The sequence below is a fragment of the Thiospirochaeta perfilievii genome, from assembly GCF_008329945.1.
GTDB lineage: Bacteria > Spirochaetota > Spirochaetia > DSM-2461 > DSM-2461 > Thiospirochaeta > Thiospirochaeta perfilievii.
In genome coordinates this window covers 1,095,357-1,112,918 of record NZ_CP035807.1, presented here as the reverse complement: position 1 = coordinate 1,112,918, position 17,562 = coordinate 1,095,357, and the positions used below count along the sequence as shown (strand labels likewise).

The window sequence follows — 17,562 nt, the reverse complement described above, 5'->3', positions numbered from 1 at the left end:
ATAACATAGAGTTTAGGAATTGTCATCTTAATCAATTGTAAATAATATTATATAGTAGAATTATGAAAAGGTTTTTATCTGCAATTTTAATACTACCAATAAAGTTGTATCAAATACTAATATCACCTCTATTTCCACCAAAGTGTATATATTTTCCAAGCTGTTCAAGCTACTGTATAGACTCCTTAAAAAAACATGGACCTATAATGGGATTGATATATGGAGTATTAAGGATCTTTAGGTGCAGCCCACTTTTTAAGGGAGGGGTAGACCCTGTAATTGAGAAAACTACAATAAAAGAGCAGTTGTTTAAATATAAAGAGTTTATAAGGAGTTATAAAAAGTGAAAGTAATTAAGGAAGAAGATATTTATGATTCCGTATACAGATCAATTTTAAATTCTGGAGTAATACTTCCAAAGGATGTAAGTAATAGAATTGTTGAGTCTATGAATAGTGAGTCAGGAGTTTCAAAAACCGTATTAAGTAGTATTGTTGAGAACCTTGAGTGTGCTAAAAAAATTGTACACCTATGTGCCAGGATACAGGTATGGTTTTACTCTTTGTAGAGATTGGAAGAGAAGTTGAGCTTAGGGGATTAACCTTGAAGACATATTAAATCGATCTGTGGAAGATGCATATAGGGATGGATCTTTTAGGAAATCAGTTGTAATGGATCCGTTAAATGGTAGAAAAAATAGCCAAAATAACCTTCCTCCAGTTATATACTATGATTTTATACCGGGGGATAGCCTTAAAATCTCTGGAGTTCTAAAGGGTTTTGGTTCAGAGAATTGCAGTAAACTCTTTATGTTAAAACCAACAGAGGGACGTAGCCGGGTTATTGAGGTAGTTTTAGAGACTATTAGAAGTGCAGGTGGTTCTCCATGCCCCCTACAGTATTAGGAATAGGTATTGGAGGAACTATGGATTATGCTGCAAAGTTATCTAAAAAAGCCCTTTTAAGGGAGTTGGATGATATAAATAGTGACCCATATTATAAAGAGTTAGAAGATGATATTTTAAGGGAAGTAAACAGTTTAAATATAGGTCCTGGAGGATTAGGTGGTAACATTACATCCCTTGGGGTTAAAATAGAGCACTACCCAACACATATTGCAGGGCTTCCTGTGGCTATTAGTGTTAACTGCTGGGCAGATAGAAAGATAAAGGTTGAGTTATAATGAAGCATATAGAGTTACCCCTTACAGATGAAAAAATTAGAGATTTAAAAATGGGGGATGAAGTCCTTCTATCAGGTAGTATTTTAGTAGGTAGGGATCAGGCCCATAAGAGAGTGTGTGATCTAATTGATAATAATCAAGAGCTTCCAGTAAATATTAATGGGGAAGTTATCTACTATATGGGGCCATCTCCAGCAAAAGAGGGTGATGTTATAGGTGCATGTGGGCCTACAACATCTTCTAGGATGGATGCTTTTGCTCCTAAATTAATGGATGTAGGATTAAAGGGGATGATAGGAAAGGGGCCTCGATATGGGGATGTCCTAAAATCAATTATTAAAAATAAGGCTATCTACTTCTACTCCTTTGGAGGATGTGGAGCTCTATATGCACAAAAAGTAATTAAGAGTGATATTGTAGCCTTTGAAGATCTAGGGCCAGAAGCTATTAGAAGGCTGGTTATTAAGGATTTTCCTGTAATTGTTGCTATTGATAGTTGGGGAAACAATATCTATAACAGAGATTAGGTGTGGAAAACCTTATTTAAATCGACCCTTTGGCTAAATATATAGTGTATATATAGAAGGAAAAGTGATATAGGAATTAGAGTTACAGTAGTAATTAAAGACCATGTTATTCTAAATTCTCCACCAATAAAATTTTGAATAATCATATCAATAGATAGGGTTAAAACAGTAATCCCAAGTAGTATATAACCTGGAATGTTGGCACCCTTTCTTTTACTCTTTTTAATTATATAGACAACAAGAAAGGAGATAACTGTTGTTATAGAGCTAATCGGTAGGGATATCATCATAAAAAAGTTTGTAACAGGAATATATATATCTAGTAAAAAAAGCATTAATAAAAAGAGTAACAGTATCCCTAATATTTTTAAAACACCTTTAACATAGAGGGATACTCCAGTAATAAGAGCTATTGTTGTTACTACTATTATTGGATAGATGGCCCATGTAATTGTCTTATCAAAAAAATTATCTGCAGTTAAACATATTGAAGATATTAATATGGCAAAAAATATTGTAGACGCGTTATATATACTTTTTTTCTCCTTACTAGAGAAGTGAACTATTTTTTTATCAAGTTCAACTGCGTGACTAAATGGAACTCTATGAATATCCTGTTTTATAACGTAGGAACATAGTGGGCACTTTTTATTTTCTACTTCAACCCCACATTTTGGACAATATGCCATATAAACCTCTTCTCTCTTATAAATTTAATCCTAACATCTAATAAGCTATTTATCTATAAAATAATAGGATAAATATTTTGAATTATCCATGTAGATGAACCATAATAAAACTATGAGTAGTAGAATTAAGATATCTGTTTTTACAACTGAAATACATGACCACACTTCCCAGGAATTAATTTCAGGGATACTCGCATCATCTGAGATGATGGGTATTGATGTTGTTATCGCTTCTGTAGGTGGTATAAAACAGGTTCAAGATTTCTGTGTAGAGAAGAGAGCTCTTTATGTTGATGTTTTAGATGAGTATGACTTTAGCGGTGTTATAGTTTTGGCAGGATCCATGACAAATTATGTAACAATTGATGAGTTAAAGGACTTTTTATCATTTATCCCAAAAACTATTCCTACTATAACAATCTCAGTTAAAGTCCCAGGTTTTCCTGCAATTTTATCAGATAATTTTAGTCCAGTAAAAGATATTGTTTCCCATTTAATTAAAGTTCATAGTAAGAAGAAGATTATGTTTATTAAGGGGCCTAAGGGGCAATTAGAGGCTGAGAGCAGATTCAAAGGCTATCTTGAAGCCTTAGAAACAAACAATATTCCTATGGATAAAGAGTATGTTTTTGATGGAGATTTTACTCCCCACTCTGGTGCGAATGCAATAAAGGAGCTTTTTAATAAAAAATTAGAACTTCCAGATGCCATAGTCTGTGCCGATGATGATACAGCTTTAGGGGTATACGCCGAGATAAAAAAAAGGAAAATAAATTTTAACAAAGAGAATATAGCTGTAACTGGATTTGATAATGCTCGTTATACAAAGTCTATGGATCCCTCCCTCACCACTGTTGATCAACAATTTTACAACCAAGGAAGAATAGCTGTTGCTAAACTTCTTGAAAAAATAAAGGGAGGAGTCCTAGGAGATTATAATAGTATTCCTAAGATTATATATCGAAATAGCTGTGGATGTATTACAGCTATTGATGATTTTATAGAGGATGGTGAAAACTTTGTTGAGTTTGTATCCAGTAGGCTTGATGATGTAAAAATAGAAGGGTTAGAGAGGGATATAAATAGTATTGCTAATATATTAAATGAATTTGTAGAGAATAAGGAGTTTGTTTTCTCAACTAAAATTGATGAATTTATAGCCAAGTATAAATACAGGGGATATAACTTAAATACATTAACGGAAATAATAAATATTTTGTCAGAGAGAGTTATTGAGCAATTAAATAGAAGCCACCTATTAATGTTTTATAAAAATATGCAAAGAATTCAATCTAATATCATAAAGGCTATTAACAATGAAAAGCTAAGGCAGTTTAGAAATTTAAATGAACAGAGTTCAGAACTGGATTCTATATTGATGGCCCTAGCAACTGTAATGAGTTATCAGGAGCTAGAAGCGGTTCTAGATAGAAATTTCTACTATCTAGGTATAAAAAGCATAACCTTGATTTTTAATAATTGCGAAAATGGTTTTATAAATGGATTAAAGGGCAGAACCTTTGTTAAAGATGACTCTCTTAATAGAAATAGTAAGGTTTATTGTAAGCTTTTTCTCCCTTTAAATAGCTTAAATTACTCTGGTTACTGCGAGTTGGAGATACTATTAAATAGCTTCCATATTGGGGAAGTTTTATCATTTCAGATTTCTAGAGCACTATATCTAATAGAGGTTTTTAATAATTTAAAAGATAAAGTTCGGGAGATCGATAAATCCTATATGGATCTAAGGGTTACGAAAGACCTACTTATAGAGAATGAAAAATTGGCTAATCTTGGAGGTCTTGTAGCTGGATTTACCCATGAAATAAGCACTCCCCTTGGGGTTGGTGTAACTGGAGTAAGTCATCTAAGTGGTGAACTTATTAAAATAAAAGAGCAATTTAACCAAGGGGGGCTTAAAAAGTCAGAAATGGGTACTTTTATATCAACTTCTGAAGAGACTGCAGATATTATACTTAAGAATTTGGAGAGGGCTTCATCCCTTGTTAATGGATTTAAACAGATATCTGTAGATCAGGCAAGTGATATTAAAAGAGAGATAAACCTAGGTTCCTACCTAAAAGAGGTAACACTCTCTCTTGCTCCTATAACAAGAAGTGGAAAGCATAGAATAAATTTATTAGTTAAAGATGAGATTATTATAAAGTCCTATCCTGGTGTTATATCCCAAGTAGTAACAAATTTAGTTCAAAATAGTATAAAACATGGTTTCGAAGATATGGTAAACGGGATTATTGATATATTACTCTTTTTAGATAAAAAAACTATTGTTTTAGAGTATAGGGATAACGGAGTAGGTATCCCTCATGAAAATAGAGATAGAATATTCGAGCCCTATTTTTCTACTAAAATTGGTAAGGGTGGTAGTGGACTAGGTATGTCTATAATTAAAAAACTTATAGAGAAAAAACTTCTAGGTTCTATAGAGTATAGCCCTAACTCCCCAAAGGGAGTCTGTTTTATTGTTACTATTCCATTTTAAGATTAGGATAAAACCTTCTCTAGTGTCTTCCATGGTAGTATTGCACAGCTTCTTCTAGCTGGGAAATTCTGCATCTCCTTAAATACATTAAGAACTTCAAGATCATCTTTAAATGTAATATCTCCCCCTGTAATCATTTGAATAAACTCTAATATAACAGCCTTAGGATCTGTAGTTTTTGTAATTATTGAGCACAATATATCTGCAGATGCCATACTGATTGCACATCCATTTCCTGTAAAGGATATCTCCTCTATTATATTGTCGTTCTTATTTAAATATAGGGTAATATTATCACCACATGAAGGGTTAACACCATCCTCCATTTCCTGGTAGTTAGTTAGCTCTCTTTTAAATTGTGGGTCCCTAAAATGCTTCATTAATGTCTCTTTATATAGGCTCATAAGAAAAACTCCTTTATCTCTATAATTGTATCAATTAATCTATCTATCTCATTTTTATTATTGTATATTCCAAGGGATACCCTAACTACACCAGACTGCTCTAAATTTGTAAAAAAAGGGGATGCACATAGGTTCCCTGTTCGTACAACTATATTTTTATTGTCAAAAAAATCTGATGCATCATGGGGATGTACCCCTATAATGTTAAAACTGATTATACTTCCTATCTCTGAGTATATAATTAGTCCTGGTATACTCTTAAGTCTATCTAATAAGTAGGACGATAACTGAATTAACTTTTTTTCGTTATCTTCTATTTTATATATTTCTAAAAAGTCTAAGACAGCATCAAAAGCAAAAATTGCCCCTGGGTTCTGAGTACCAGACTCTAACCTTCTTGGGATCTCCCTATAGTGTATATGGGTTAGGTTATTAATATAGGAGACCATATTACCACCAAATCTAGTTGGAGTAATCTCCTCTAGGTTTTTGAATTTCCCGTATAAAAATCCAAGACCAAAGGGACCAAATAGTTTATGAGCCGAGAATACTAAAAAATCTATATCCAGATCTGTTACATTAACTCTTTTATGGCCAATTAGTTGGGCAGCATCTACTAATATTTTAGAGCCTTTTTCCCTGCATCTTGTAATAAATGGAGTAAGGTCTGTTACTTCCCCTGTTATGTTTGACATTCCAGTTACTGATGTTATTATTGTGTTTTCATCTATATATTTGTCTATATAGCTATAATCTAAACTATAACCGTCTAACGGTATAATTCTACACTCAATATCCATCTCTTTTGCTAAATTTATCCACGGCACATAGTTTGAATGGTGTTCTAACATTGTTATTACTATATTAGAGTTTTTTTTGACTCTATTTTTAACATAACCCTGGGCAACTATATTTATACTGTCAGTGGCATTTGAAGTGAATACTAACTCATTAGGATTGGTAGAGCCAATAAATTCTGCTGTTCTAACCCTAATATTCTCTATAATATCCGAGGACTTATAGTTTAATAGGCTACTACCCCGACCAATATTTAAACCATAATCTGTATAATATCTACTCTGGGCCTCTATTACACTATTAGGTTTTAGGTTAGTTGCTGCTGCATCAAAATAGATAAACTCATTATTTAGAAGTGGGAATATATCTGTCATATTTTTAATATATCCTTTTAATATAAAAATGTACAATAAGTTGAAGTTAAGCTGTATAGAGTATATTATAAAATGATATAGGAGAAATGAATGATTAAGTCTATACGAAATCTATTATTAGTACTTTTAATTATAGTAGTGCTATTTGTAATGCGATCAATAGCGAGGGTTGTTTTACCCCTTGTAATAGCAATTATGTTTGTCTTAGTTTACGAACCACTGTTCTCATTTTTACATAGAAAAAAAATTCCAGTTATGCTAATTACACCAATACTAGCTGTAGGTACCATATTTATTCTAGCATTTATAATTCAGATCTTTGTAGACTCTGCCCAATCTATCTACTTTGACAGGGTAATGCTTGGAGAGTTATTACAGGAAAAAATACTATCAATTTTTAACTATTTTGATGAAGTAATACCTATAAAACTTGATAAATCTCTCTTAGAGTCCCAAATTGCTACTATACTATCTAAGGATAACTTACAGAGTTTTGCAGGTTCAAGTTTCTCAAAGTTAAGCTCTTTTGGGTCTTCCTTTTTTATGTTTAGCCTCTACTTCTTAATTCTTCTATTTAGTATGCCTGGGTATAATAAGTATATAAAGTATATTGCAGGGGATGATAAGGCGTTTTTATTAAACTCAAAACATATCCAGAAATCAATAGTTTCTTATATGACAGTTAAATTTTTTGTTAGCTTAACTACTGGAACTATAGCCCTAGTTGTCTGTCTATTATTTGATGTAAACTACGCTGTTTTTTGGGGTTTTGTTACATTTTTATTAAATTTTATCCCTACCATAGGGTCTATAATAGCTACAGCTCTGCCAACTTTAATGGCCTTTGTTCAGTTTGACTCAGGGGTTAAACTCCTGTTCCTAATTATTATTTTATTTGGAATTCAGTTATCCATAGGGCAGTTTATAGAGCCCAAAATAATGGGGAATAGGCTTCAATTAAATACTGTTACAATTATCTTTGGGTTGGTTTTTTGGTCCTTTATTTGGGGAATAGCCGGGGCCTTTTTATCAGTACCACTTTTAGTAATTCTCAAAATTGTTTTACAGAATAATGAATCTTTTGTTTTTGTTAGTAGGATAATGGGAAAACCTAGTCGCTGATTTATTTATTGCTATATCTAAACCATTAGCCTAGAATTAATTATATGACTAATAGCTCAGAAATGTTCTTATGGCGTAAAAAAGTGTGCGATACAGTATTTTATCTCTTCTCTTTTTTTGGATTTTTTGCATATATTCCAAGTATGCTCCTCTCTATAAAGGAGGAGTTATGGAGTGTCGTTATTGCAGATACTATAATTTATTTTGTATGTATTTTTTTAACTTTTAATAAAAAGATTAATCTGACTATTAAAGCAGCTATTGGAGCTGCTCTTTTCCATCTACTTGGTGTTATTTTAATTGTGACTCTAGGGCCTAAGGGTTCTGGTAGTATATGGTTATTTGCATCAACTGTAATTGCAGCTATGTTATTAGGTAATAAGGGTGCTGTAATAGCTTTTATTTCCAATGTTATATTACAGGTCCTATTCTTTTTTCTAATAAAAAGAGATTTTTTTTCTTGGCAGGCAACATCTTCAATGACAAGTTCAGCTTGGATTGTTAACGCTTTAAACTATATTGTTCTAAACTTTGTAATAGTAGTTATTAACTCGGTATTTATCGCTGGTTTTAAATCTGTAATAGAAAAGATGGCATCAACAAGGGACGCTTCAATAATTGGTTTAGCTAAACTTGCAGAGTATAGGGATAATGACACAGGTTTTCATTTAATTAGACTTAAAAGATACTGTATTATACTTGGTAAAGAGCTAAGTAAAAATGATAAGTATAAAGAGTATTTAACTGATGAGTATATATCCGACTTAGCAATATCCTCGCTTCTCCACGACATAGGTAAAGTTGGAGTCCCAGACTCAATACTTTTAAAAGATGGGCCTTTAACAGATGAAGAGTATGATATAATTAAGCGTCACCCATTAAGTGGAAGCTATGTAATAAAAGAGATCGAAAAAAATATAGAGGGCAGATCCCTTTATACTATGGGGCGGGATATTGCTCTTTGTCACCACGAAAAATGGGATGGTTCTGGGTATCCTATGGGTTTATCCGGTGTTAATATTCCATTATCTGCTAGAATTGTAGCCCTTGTTGATGTCTTTGATGCCTTAATAAATAAAAGGGTTTATAAGGATGGTTTTACCTTTGAAAAGTCCATAGAGATTATTAGAGACGGTAGTGGGACATACTTTGATCCTGATATAGTTGAGGCATTTCTAAAGGTCAAAGATAAGATTAAGCCTTTAACTTATCAAGTAATATAGATACTCTTCCTCTTAAATATAATAACAAAAAACTTAGCATCTAGAATATAGTTTTAATATATGAGATATTTTTGTATATATAAGAGAGGGTGATTTCTTGAGAGTAAAAGTTCCACTATTTGATATTTTTATAACTTTTTTTAAGATAGGATTATTTACTTTAGGTGGAGGGCTGGCTATGTCTGTGGTTCTTCGGCATGAGTTAGTTTTAAAAAAGAAGTGGGTTTCAGAGGAAGATTTTTTATTTGAAATGTCAACCGCAACACTAATACCAGGAGCTATTGCCGTAAATTTAGCCTTTTTGCAGGGTAGAAGACTTAGAGGATTTATTGGCTCTTTCTTGAGTGTTCTAGCCACAATTTTACCTTCAATTATAATTATTTTATCTGTTGTTATTTTTGCAGAGCCATATTTTTCAAACCCAAAAGTAGCAGCTTTTTTAAAAGGATGTACTTTAGCAGTTACAGGACAATTAGCTTATGGGAGTTATGTTTTTGGTAAAAGTCAGTTAAAAGATTATAGAAAAATAATAATTTGTGCTTTTGGTATTTTTATAGTGGCCGTATTAAAACTATTCCCAGCTTGGGCAGTCTTATCCTCAGGATTATTAGGATATTTTTTGCTTAAGGATCAGGAGTAAACATTAAAATGTTATTAGAAATATTAATTAGTTTCTTATTAATTGGCATTAGTGCCTATGGGGGAGGGCTTGTGACTATCCCTCTAATTATCCATGAGATTGTTGAAATAAAAGAGTGGATAAGTATTGAAGATATTACCTCCCTTATTGCAATAGCTCAAATGACTCCTGGTCCTATAGCCGTAAATGCAGCAACTTTTGTTGGCTTCAAAGTTGGTGGTTGGAAAGGATCTCTTTTGGCAACTGCAGGTGTTATTTTACCTGCAATAATAATTTTATCTATAATATCACCTTTTGTAGAGAAGATTAGTTCAAATAAGAGTGTTAAAAAAGTTCGAAGGGGATTACAAGTTGGGGTTATTTCTCTTATTTTTTATGCAACTTGGACTTTTGGTAACGGAGCTATATCAGGAATTATTGACTTAACAATAGCAATTGTCTCATTTTTAATCCTACTTTTATCAAAAGGGAAGTTCCATCCTATTTTAGTCATAATATTGGGAGGTGTTCTTGGGGTATTAATACTATAAATTTTACTGCTAAAAAATATTATCATGGAAATAATTTAGTATAATATAAGATTTTTTTATATGTGGAGATGTTAAGAAATGGGTAAATCTTTAATGATAATGGGTACTGCATCATCAGTTGGAAAGTCGGTAATCACTACAGGACTTTGCAGACTTTTTTACAACAAGGGAATTAATGTTTACCCTTTTAAGTCTCAAAATATGGCTCTAAACTCCTATATCACTTCCGATGGAAAGGAGATGGGTAGAGCCCAGGTTGTTCAAGCAGAGGCAGCGGGTAAAATTCCAAGTGTTAAGATGAACCCTATATTAATAAAACCATCATCTGATACGGAGTCTCAAATTATAGTAATGGGGAAAATTCTAGAAAACATGAACGCTTCTAACTACCATAACTATAAACCTAGATTAAAAGAGATAGTTAGTGAGTGTTATTTTGAATTAGAGAATGAATCCGACTTGGTAATCATAGAGGGGGCAGGAAGCCCTGCTGAGATTAACCTTAGAGAGGGTGATTTGGTAAATATGGGAATGGCAGAGATCTCTAATTCTCCAGTTATATTAGTTGGAGATATTGATAAGGGGGGTGTTTTTGCCTCTCTTTACGGAACAATAAAACTATTATCTCCTAATGAGCAAAAAAGAATTAAAGGAGTTATCATTAATAAGTTCCGGGGGGATATAAAACTATTAGAACCTGGGCTAAAAATGTTAGAGGAGTTAATAGATATTCCTGTTTTAGGAGTAATACCTTGGAACGATATAGATATAGAGGATGAGGATAGCCTAACTAACCGATTTAATAATAGACAGAGTGGTGGGGTCGTAGAACTTACTGTATTAAAGTATCCACATATTTCAAACTATACTGACTTTACATATTTAGAGTCCCTAGAGGATGTAAACGTAAGGTATGTTTCCAAAGGGGATCCTATTGGATATACAGATGTTATTGTTATCCCTGGATCTAAAAGTGTTGTAACAGACTTTAACTTTTTAAAGAGTTGTGGATGGGATAGGGAGATCTATAAACATAATAAGGAAGGGCGCTTAATAATTGGTATTTGTGGTGGATTTCAAATGTTGGGAAAGAGAATTGAGGATCCCCACTGTGTTGAGGGTGACATCAAATCCTCAAATGGTTTAGGACTATTAGATATGGTAACCAGCTTTGAGACAGAGAAAAGAACAATTCAAAATAGTGGCGTAATTACAGAGATAGATGGGGAGTTTTCCTCTTTGTCAGGAATAAGTGTACAAGGATATGAGATCCATATGGGAAGTACAATATCTAATGAGAACTACTTTCTTAAGGATCAAAGTGGATTTTACGACGGTGCTGTTAAGGGTAATGTCATAGGGACATACTTTCATGGAATTTTTGATAGTTCAGAGTTTACCTCAACCTTAATTTCAAAGATTAAAAGAGATAAGGGATTAGATATAGACACTAATATTATAGATTATAAAACATACAAGGATTTGGAGTTTAATAAGCTTGCGGAACTATATAAGCAGAACCTAGATATGGATAAGATTAAAAGGATAATAGAAGATTGGGCATAGTTATTCCTCTAATTGCTGGTTATATATTAGATATTATATTTGGTGACCCCCACTCTCTGCCCCATCCCATTAGGTTTATAGGGTTATTAATAGAGAAAGTAGAGTCATTATTATACTTTGGAAAAAGATTTTATAAATTTAAGGGTCTTCTACTTTTTATCATAATTACATCCATATCATATTTAATTCCACTATATTTAATTAAGCTATTTGATCTGTTTAATTTAGGTTTTATCATCTCTACACTACTAATATTCCAAATATTAGCAACAAAAAGCCTATATATAGAGACTAATAAGGTCTATCTAGCCCTAAAAAAAGGGGATATAAAAATGGCAAAAAAGAGTCTATCACTCCTTGTTTCAAGGGATACTAAAGATATGAAAGAAGTTGATATTATCAGATCTACAATAGAGACTATATCTGAAAATATTGTTGATGGAATAACCTCCCCCCTGTTTTATATTTTTATAGGAGGAGCACCTCTTGGAATGCTCTATAAGGCTGTAAATACCCTAGACTCTATGGTTGGCTATAAAAATAGTAAATATATGGAATTTGGATATTTTTCTGCAAAAATTGATGATGTTTTAAACTATATTCCTGCTAGATTAACAGGTCTACTACTGGTTATAGTAAGTTTTCTAGTTGGACTAGATTACAAAGAGTCCTATAAAATTCTATTAAGGGATAAAAGAAACCATAGTAGTCCAAATAGTGGATTTTCCGAGGCTGCAGTTGCAGGAGCCCTAGGTATTCAGTTAGGTGGTAGAGTTTCATACTTTGGAGTTATGCATAATAAACCAACAATGGGAAATAATTATAGAGACCCAAACTTAGGTGATATTAAAAAACTGTATAAAGTACTCTTTGTTACATCCTTTATCTTTTTTTCCTTAGGCCTGGGAGTTTTGACACTATGTATGTAGATAAGGATTTTACCCACGGAGGTAATATTTATAAGGCATCAGAAGAACTTAATATCCCCAAAAGTGAGATTATAGATTTTAGTGCAAATATCAATCCTTTAGGTCCTAGTAAAAAAGGGGTAAGGGGAGTAAAAAAATCCTTAAAAACCATAGTTAACTATCCAGACCCTAACTATGTTCAATTAAAAAAATCCCTATCTAAATACTACTTAACAGAGCCAGATAATATATTATTAGGTAATGGAGCAATAGAGTTAATATATAAGTATACTACTCTAAAAAAAGGTGGAAGGGCTTTAATCCCAGCACCTGGTTTTGTAGAGTATGAAAAAGCTCTCCTAAGTAATGGTTGGGATGTCTCCTACTATAGCAATAAAAATGATATTGTATTAGATGCAGTGGATGTGGTTTTTATTTGTAACCCTAATAATCCCACTGGAAGCTCATATTCAACAGAATTTCTAATTAGTCTATTAGAAAGGTCTAAAAATAGGGGAATCGACCTTTTTATAGATGAAGCATTTATTGAGTTCTCTTCCTACAAGAGTTTAACAGATCAGATTATAAACTTTGATAATCTTTATATTTTAAAATCACTAACTAAATTCTTTGCAATACCTGGGTTACGATTAGGCTGTTTATTAACAACAAATATAGGGTTTATTAACGCTTTTTATAACAAGCTGGTTCCATGGAGTATAAACAGCCTCGCCCAGGAGTATATTATCCCGGCACTTAGGGATAAAGTGTATATAAAAAAATCTAAGAAGTATATTAAAAGGGAGAGGGTCTACCTATATAGAGAACTCTCAAAATTTAAATTCCTATGTGTCTACGCCTCCCAAGGGAATTATATTTTTTTTAAAGTGTTAGATAACAGGGATATTATGTTAAAATTAAAAGAGAGTGGAATACTTATTAGAAGCTGTAGTAACTATAATAACCTAGACTCAACCTATTATAGGGTCGCTGTAAAAAAAAGAGTTTTAAATAAAAAATTATTAAAAATATTATCCTCTAGCTCTCCGTCCTTAGATACTCTTTAGGTGTCTTACCCTCTAGTTGTTTAAATATTACTCCAAAGTAGCTAGGATTATTAAACCCCACTTCCTTTGATATCTCTTCAATTTTTTTATTTGGGTTTTCAAGTATAAGTGTTTTTGCCCTATTAATTCTAAACTGTTTTAGATATTCAAAGGGTCTAATCCCCATTTCAACTTTAAATAACCTACATAGATATTGGGAGGAGATACCCTCTACCATTGCCAACTCATCTAAGCTAATATCCCGATAATAGTTCTTATTAATATAGGATATAACCCGATCTAGATTAATTGGACTACTGTTATTGGATTTATCCTTATTATCAATTTTATAAACTATATCTGCAATCATTCCATAAATTATAGAGGATATTTTTAATGCATTCTTTTTATAGTTTGTAAAGGTTAGGTTATTTACCTCTTCAAACTGGAGAAATAGTTTATCATTTAATTTAATATTTATATCTACAATACTCTTGGGAAGAACCTTTTCAAAAAGTTCCCCAATGTTATTACCATTAAATGCTATCCAGTGGGTTACCCATATATCCCCCTTCTTTTTATAATTATGGGGAATATTAGGGGGTATTATTAATAGGGTTCCTGGCTCTATCTCTATTTTATTCCCTGCAAAATAAAAAAGCCCTGAACCTTCTAGGGTTAAAATAAATTGGTACTCAGGAAAACCCTCCGGTCTATCCCGTACAGTCTCATTAAAAAATGTTCCTGTTGTTGTTAGGTATAGGGGGTAGATCTTCATATGTTCGCTATTAATTGAAAATAGTATCGGCAACTTTTTTTCCTTTTGTTGTTTAATAAAATTAGGGTTACCCTATTATACAGCTATTTTATATCTCCTTCTAGTTTCATATATTAATATTTGTTCAAATGTTTAGATTGATTTATACAACAAGTAGAACTAATATTCAAAACATAGGAGATAATTATGATTGATAATTTTACTATTGAATTCGATGATAAATTTACAGAGCCATGGATTAGCAGTCCAGAGAGGTTTCAGATTAATAGATTACCAGCTAAATATTTTGGTTTTTCTTATGATAATAAAGATTGTGCATTAAATAATGATATATATAATACAAATAGGGTTAAGCTACTAAATGGTAAGTGGTCCTTTAAATTAGTCTCAAAACCAACAGACAGGGATAGGGATTTTTATAAAATGGATTATGATACTTCTTCTTGGGATAAAATAGATGTTCCGGGAAACTGGCAGATGTTAGGTTATGACTACCCCCAGTATACAAATGTTGTATATCCATGGGTTGGTAACGAGGATGTAAAAGAGGGGCATGCCCCTGTAGAGTATAATCCTGTTGGAAGTTATGTAACCACATTTGATCTGCCAAAGAATTTCAAGGATAATCCTGTTTATATTAGTTTTTTAGGTGTAGAGTCAGCATTTTATCTCTATATAAATGGGCAGTGCATTGGGTATAGTGAAGATAGTTTTACCAGTGCTGACTTTGATCTTACTCCATATCTAAAGGAGAAGAATAATAAGTTAGCTGTGGAAGTTTTTAGATGGTGTGACTCATCCTGGTTAGAGGATCAAGATTTTTGGAGATTAAGTGGAATCTTTAGGGATGTTATTCTTTTTTCCACACCTAAAGTATCAGTATACGATCTAAATGTAAAAAACAGATTAGAAGATAAATACAAAAAAGGATTTTTTGATATAGAGTTATCCTTAAAGAATAGGGGTATAGATAATAGGGTCTCGATAATCTCCCAGGTTTTTTATAATGGAGAAGAAGTTGGTTCTAGTGAATTAAAAGATCAATTTATTGATATAGCTGATAATAAAACACTAACTATAGATATTGAAAATCCAAAACTTTGGAGTGCTGAAGAGCCTAACTTATACACTGTTTTAGTAACTCTAATAGATGGGGATAACACCATATTAGAGTATAGAAGTTCTAGGGTTGGATTTAAAGAGATAATTATTAAGGGACCAGTGTTTTATTTAAACAGTAAAAAACTAAAACTTCTAGGTGTAAATAGACATGAGTTTAGTCCAATTGATGGTCGTGCTTTAAAGATAGATGAGATGATTAAAGATGTAAAACTTATGAAGGAACACAATATTAACTCTGTTAGAACTTCCCACTATCCTAATCATCCATTTTTTTACGATTTATGTGATCAGATCGGTCTCTATGTTATAGATGAGACAAACCTTGAAACCCACGGTTCTTGGAGTTATGACAAAGCTCAGGAGTTCCAACCAACAGCAATCCCTGGCAGTAAACCCCAGTGGAGGGATAATGTTATAGATAGGGCTAACTCTATGGTAAAAAGAGACTTTAACCATCCATCAATTATAATGTGGTCCCTGGGAAATGAATCCTATGGAGGGTCAAACTTTGTTGATATGAAAGATCATATAAAATCCCTTGATACCTCAAGACCTATCCACTATGAGGGAACCTTTCACAATAGGGAGTTTGAAGAGTGTACAGATATTGAGAGTCAAATGTATACAACTCCATCTATGTTAGAACAATATGCAACATATAATCCACAAAAGCCTATCTTATTGTGTGAATACTCCCATGCTATGGGAAGTTCCTGTGGGAACCTATTTAAATATACAGATCTCTTTAAAAAATATGACTCTATTCTAGGTGGTTATATATGGGACTGGGTAGATCAGTCAATTTTAACAAAGGATGAGATTGGAAAGGAGTTTTACGCCTATGGAGGGGATTTTGGAGACTCTCCTAATGATAACTTTTTTTGTGGAAATGGACTGTTATTAGGAGACAGAAGTATTACCCCTAAGCTATTAGAAGTTAAAAAGTGCTACCAACCCCTAGAGGCTAAAATGATTGATTTAGAGAGTGGAGTGGTTGAGATTTTTAATAGTCGACTATTTACATCAACAGAGGATTTAGAAATTAAAGCCTGTCTATATAAAAATGGAGGGCTGGAAAAAGAGGTTGTTATTAATGAAGTCATACCTGCAGACTCATCTGTTATTGTAACATGTCCATTTGAGTATAAAGGGATAAAGGCCTCTAGTGGAGAGTTCTACCTACAGTTAAAATACAGTTATATCGAGAGTGGTATAGAACTTGGTTTCTCTGAATTTAAACTTATTAGTCTACCTTTGGCTAAGGATGATATTGGTAAGCGGATTATAACTAAGGGATCAACTTTAGAGATTTTAGAAAAATCTGAATCTTACATTGTTACTGGCGATAGTTTTAAAGTAGTTGTTAGTAAGAGTTCTGGCCTTATTACAAGTTATATATCAGATAATACTGAGTTTTTTAATAACACTGCTGTTCCATGTTTTTGGAGAGCAATTACAGATAACGATCTAGGATATAAATTAAAAGAGGAAAGTGGCATTTGGAGGGATATCCCTAATTCTATGATACTTCTTAATAGTAAATACTCAGGTGGAGTTTTAGAGTTTCTTTTTAATCTTAACAACACTAGTAGTTCCACTTTGAAACTTACATATATATTCCACAAAAGTGGGGAAGTTGAAGTAAAGATGGTTCTAGATACCGATGAACTTCTACCAAATATTCCAGCCTATGGACTAATGTTTGACCTACCAAAGGAGTTTTCAAATCTAACTTGGTTAGGTAGGGGACCCCATGGAAACTATATTGATAGAAAAAAGAGTACTCCATTTGGACTATATAGCGGTTCTGTAAAGGAGCAGTTTGTAAACTATATAAGACCCCAAGAGTGTGGAAATAAAACTGATGTTCGATTTATTAAACTATCCTCAGATGATGGTAGAACATTTATGGTAAAGAGTGATAGTTCTTTTGAGGCTAATGCCCAGGAGTTTACACCCTATGAGTTTGAAACCTATGACCACCCCCATAAAATGCCTAAGGGGGATAAGGTCTCTCTAAGGGTAAATGGAAAACAAATGGGCCTTGGTGGAGATGATAGCTGGCAGGCCAAACCCCATAGTGAGTATTTTATCCATACAGGAAGAACATACACTCTCTCCTTTAGTTTTATAGCCTATTAGTTTTTAA

16 protein-coding genes and 1 pseudogene are annotated in these 17,562 nt (G+C 32.7%); 13 read left to right on the top strand and 4 right to left on the bottom strand.

The window, feature by feature from the left end:
• Window positions 1-62: 62 nt before the first annotated feature.
• The 4 genes and pseudogenes from yidD (at window position 63) to EW093_RS05150 (ending at window position 1,710) form a co-directional block, all read left to right on the top strand.
• Window positions 63-347 (top strand): membrane protein insertion efficiency factor YidD, encoded by a 285-nt coding sequence (yidD, locus tag EW093_RS05175; protein WP_149567373.1) that lies wholly within the window; start codon window positions 63-65, stop codon window positions 345-347.
• Window positions 344-568, top strand: a complete 225-nt coding sequence (locus tag EW093_RS05170) for a hypothetical protein (protein WP_149567372.1) — start codon at window positions 344-346, stop codon at window positions 566-568. Before yidD ends, EW093_RS05170 begins: the two co-directional genes overlap by 4 nt.
• Window positions 532-1,183: pseudogene (locus EW093_RS18045) on the top strand (fumarate hydratase). Before EW093_RS05170 ends, EW093_RS18045 begins: the two are co-directional and overlap by 37 nt.
• On the top strand, window positions 1,183-1,710 hold the full coding sequence (locus tag EW093_RS05150) for a Fe-S-containing hydro-lyase (RefSeq protein ID WP_149567369.1): 528 nt from the start codon (window positions 1,183-1,185) through the stop codon (window positions 1,708-1,710). The pseudogene EW093_RS18045 and the gene EW093_RS05150 overlap by 1 nt, the downstream one beginning before the upstream one ends.
• On the opposite strand, the gene EW093_RS05145 is transcribed toward EW093_RS05150, so the two are convergent.
• The gene (locus EW093_RS05145) at window positions 1,707-2,399 is read right to left on the bottom strand and encodes a hypothetical protein (RefSeq protein WP_149567368.1); all 693 of its coding nucleotides are present in this window, start codon (window positions 2,397-2,399) and stop codon (window positions 1,707-1,709) included. The two genes, EW093_RS05150 and EW093_RS05145, sit on opposite strands and share 4 nt — an antisense overlap.
• 112 nt (window positions 2,400-2,511) lie before the next feature.
• Between EW093_RS05145 and EW093_RS05140 the strand changes: the two genes are divergently transcribed.
• On the top strand, window positions 2,512-4,902 hold the full coding sequence (locus EW093_RS05140; RefSeq protein ID WP_187759838.1) for an ATP-binding protein: 2,391 nt from the start codon (window positions 2,512-2,514) through the stop codon (window positions 4,900-4,902).
• A 2-nt stretch (window positions 4,903-4,904) separates the two neighbouring features.
• On the opposite strand, the gene sufU is transcribed toward EW093_RS05140, so the two are convergent.
• Together sufU and EW093_RS05130 are read right to left on the bottom strand one after the other, a co-directional pair.
• Window positions 4,905-5,306, bottom strand: a complete 402-nt coding sequence (sufU, locus tag EW093_RS05135) for a Fe-S cluster assembly sulfur transfer protein SufU (RefSeq protein ID WP_149567366.1) — start codon at window positions 5,304-5,306, stop codon at window positions 4,905-4,907.
• The gene (locus EW093_RS05130; RefSeq protein WP_149567365.1) at window positions 5,303-6,478 is read right to left on the bottom strand and encodes an aminotransferase class V-fold PLP-dependent enzyme; all 1,176 of its coding nucleotides are present in this window, start codon (window positions 6,476-6,478) and stop codon (window positions 5,303-5,305) included. Before EW093_RS05130 ends, sufU begins: the two co-directional genes overlap by 4 nt.
• Before the next feature lie 90 nt (window positions 6,479-6,568).
• Between EW093_RS05130 and EW093_RS05125 the strand changes: the two genes are divergently transcribed.
• The 7 genes from EW093_RS05125 to cobD all read left to right on the top strand — a co-directional run bounded on the left by EW093_RS05125 (window position 6,569) and on the right by cobD (window position 13,534).
• Window positions 6,569-7,600: an AI-2E family transporter gene (locus tag EW093_RS05125; RefSeq protein ID WP_149567364.1), complete on the top strand. Its 1,032-nt coding sequence runs from the start codon at window positions 6,569-6,571 to the stop codon at window positions 7,598-7,600.
• A 44-nt stretch (window positions 7,601-7,644) separates the two neighbouring features.
• The gene (locus EW093_RS05120) at window positions 7,645-8,823 is read left to right on the top strand and encodes an HD-GYP domain-containing protein (RefSeq protein WP_149567363.1); all 1,179 of its coding nucleotides are present in this window, start codon (window positions 7,645-7,647) and stop codon (window positions 8,821-8,823) included.
• Between the two features lie 97 nt (window positions 8,824-8,920).
• A complete protein-coding gene (locus EW093_RS05115) occupies window positions 8,921-9,463 on the top strand; it encodes a chromate transporter (RefSeq protein ID WP_187759837.1) in 543 nt (180 codons plus the stop codon).
• Window positions 9,464-9,471: 8 nt separating this feature from the next.
• Complete coding sequence (locus EW093_RS05110) at window positions 9,472-9,993, top strand: chromate transporter (protein ID WP_149567361.1); 522 nt, start codon at window positions 9,472-9,474, stop codon at window positions 9,991-9,993.
• 78 nt (window positions 9,994-10,071) lie between these two features.
• A complete protein-coding gene (locus EW093_RS05105) occupies window positions 10,072-11,559 on the top strand; it encodes a cobyric acid synthase (protein WP_149567360.1) in 1,488 nt (495 codons plus the stop codon).
• On the top strand, window positions 11,550-12,488 hold the full coding sequence (gene cbiB, locus EW093_RS05100; RefSeq protein WP_149567359.1) for an adenosylcobinamide-phosphate synthase CbiB: 939 nt from the start codon (window positions 11,550-11,552) through the stop codon (window positions 12,486-12,488). Before EW093_RS05105 ends, cbiB begins: the two co-directional genes overlap by 10 nt.
• On the top strand, window positions 12,479-13,534 hold the full coding sequence (cobD, locus tag EW093_RS05095) for a threonine-phosphate decarboxylase CobD (protein WP_149567358.1): 1,056 nt from the start codon (window positions 12,479-12,481) through the stop codon (window positions 13,532-13,534). The genes cbiB and cobD overlap by 10 nt, the downstream gene beginning before the upstream one ends.
• On the opposite strand, the gene EW093_RS05090 is transcribed toward cobD, so the two are convergent.
• Window positions 13,506-14,324 (bottom strand): AraC family transcriptional regulator, encoded by an 819-nt coding sequence (locus EW093_RS05090; protein ID WP_149567357.1) that lies wholly within the window; start codon window positions 14,322-14,324, stop codon window positions 13,506-13,508. The two genes, cobD and EW093_RS05090, sit on opposite strands and share 29 nt — an antisense overlap.
• A 153-nt stretch (window positions 14,325-14,477) precedes the next feature.
• On the opposite strand from EW093_RS05090, the gene lacZ reads away from it, so the two are divergent.
• Window positions 14,478-17,555 carry a beta-galactosidase, LacZ type gene (gene lacZ, locus EW093_RS05085; protein ID WP_149567356.1) on the top strand — a complete coding sequence of 1,026 codons (3,078 nt, stop codon included), beginning with the start codon at window positions 14,478-14,480 and terminating at the stop codon, window positions 17,553-17,555.
• Window positions 17,556-17,562: the final 7 nt, after the last annotated feature.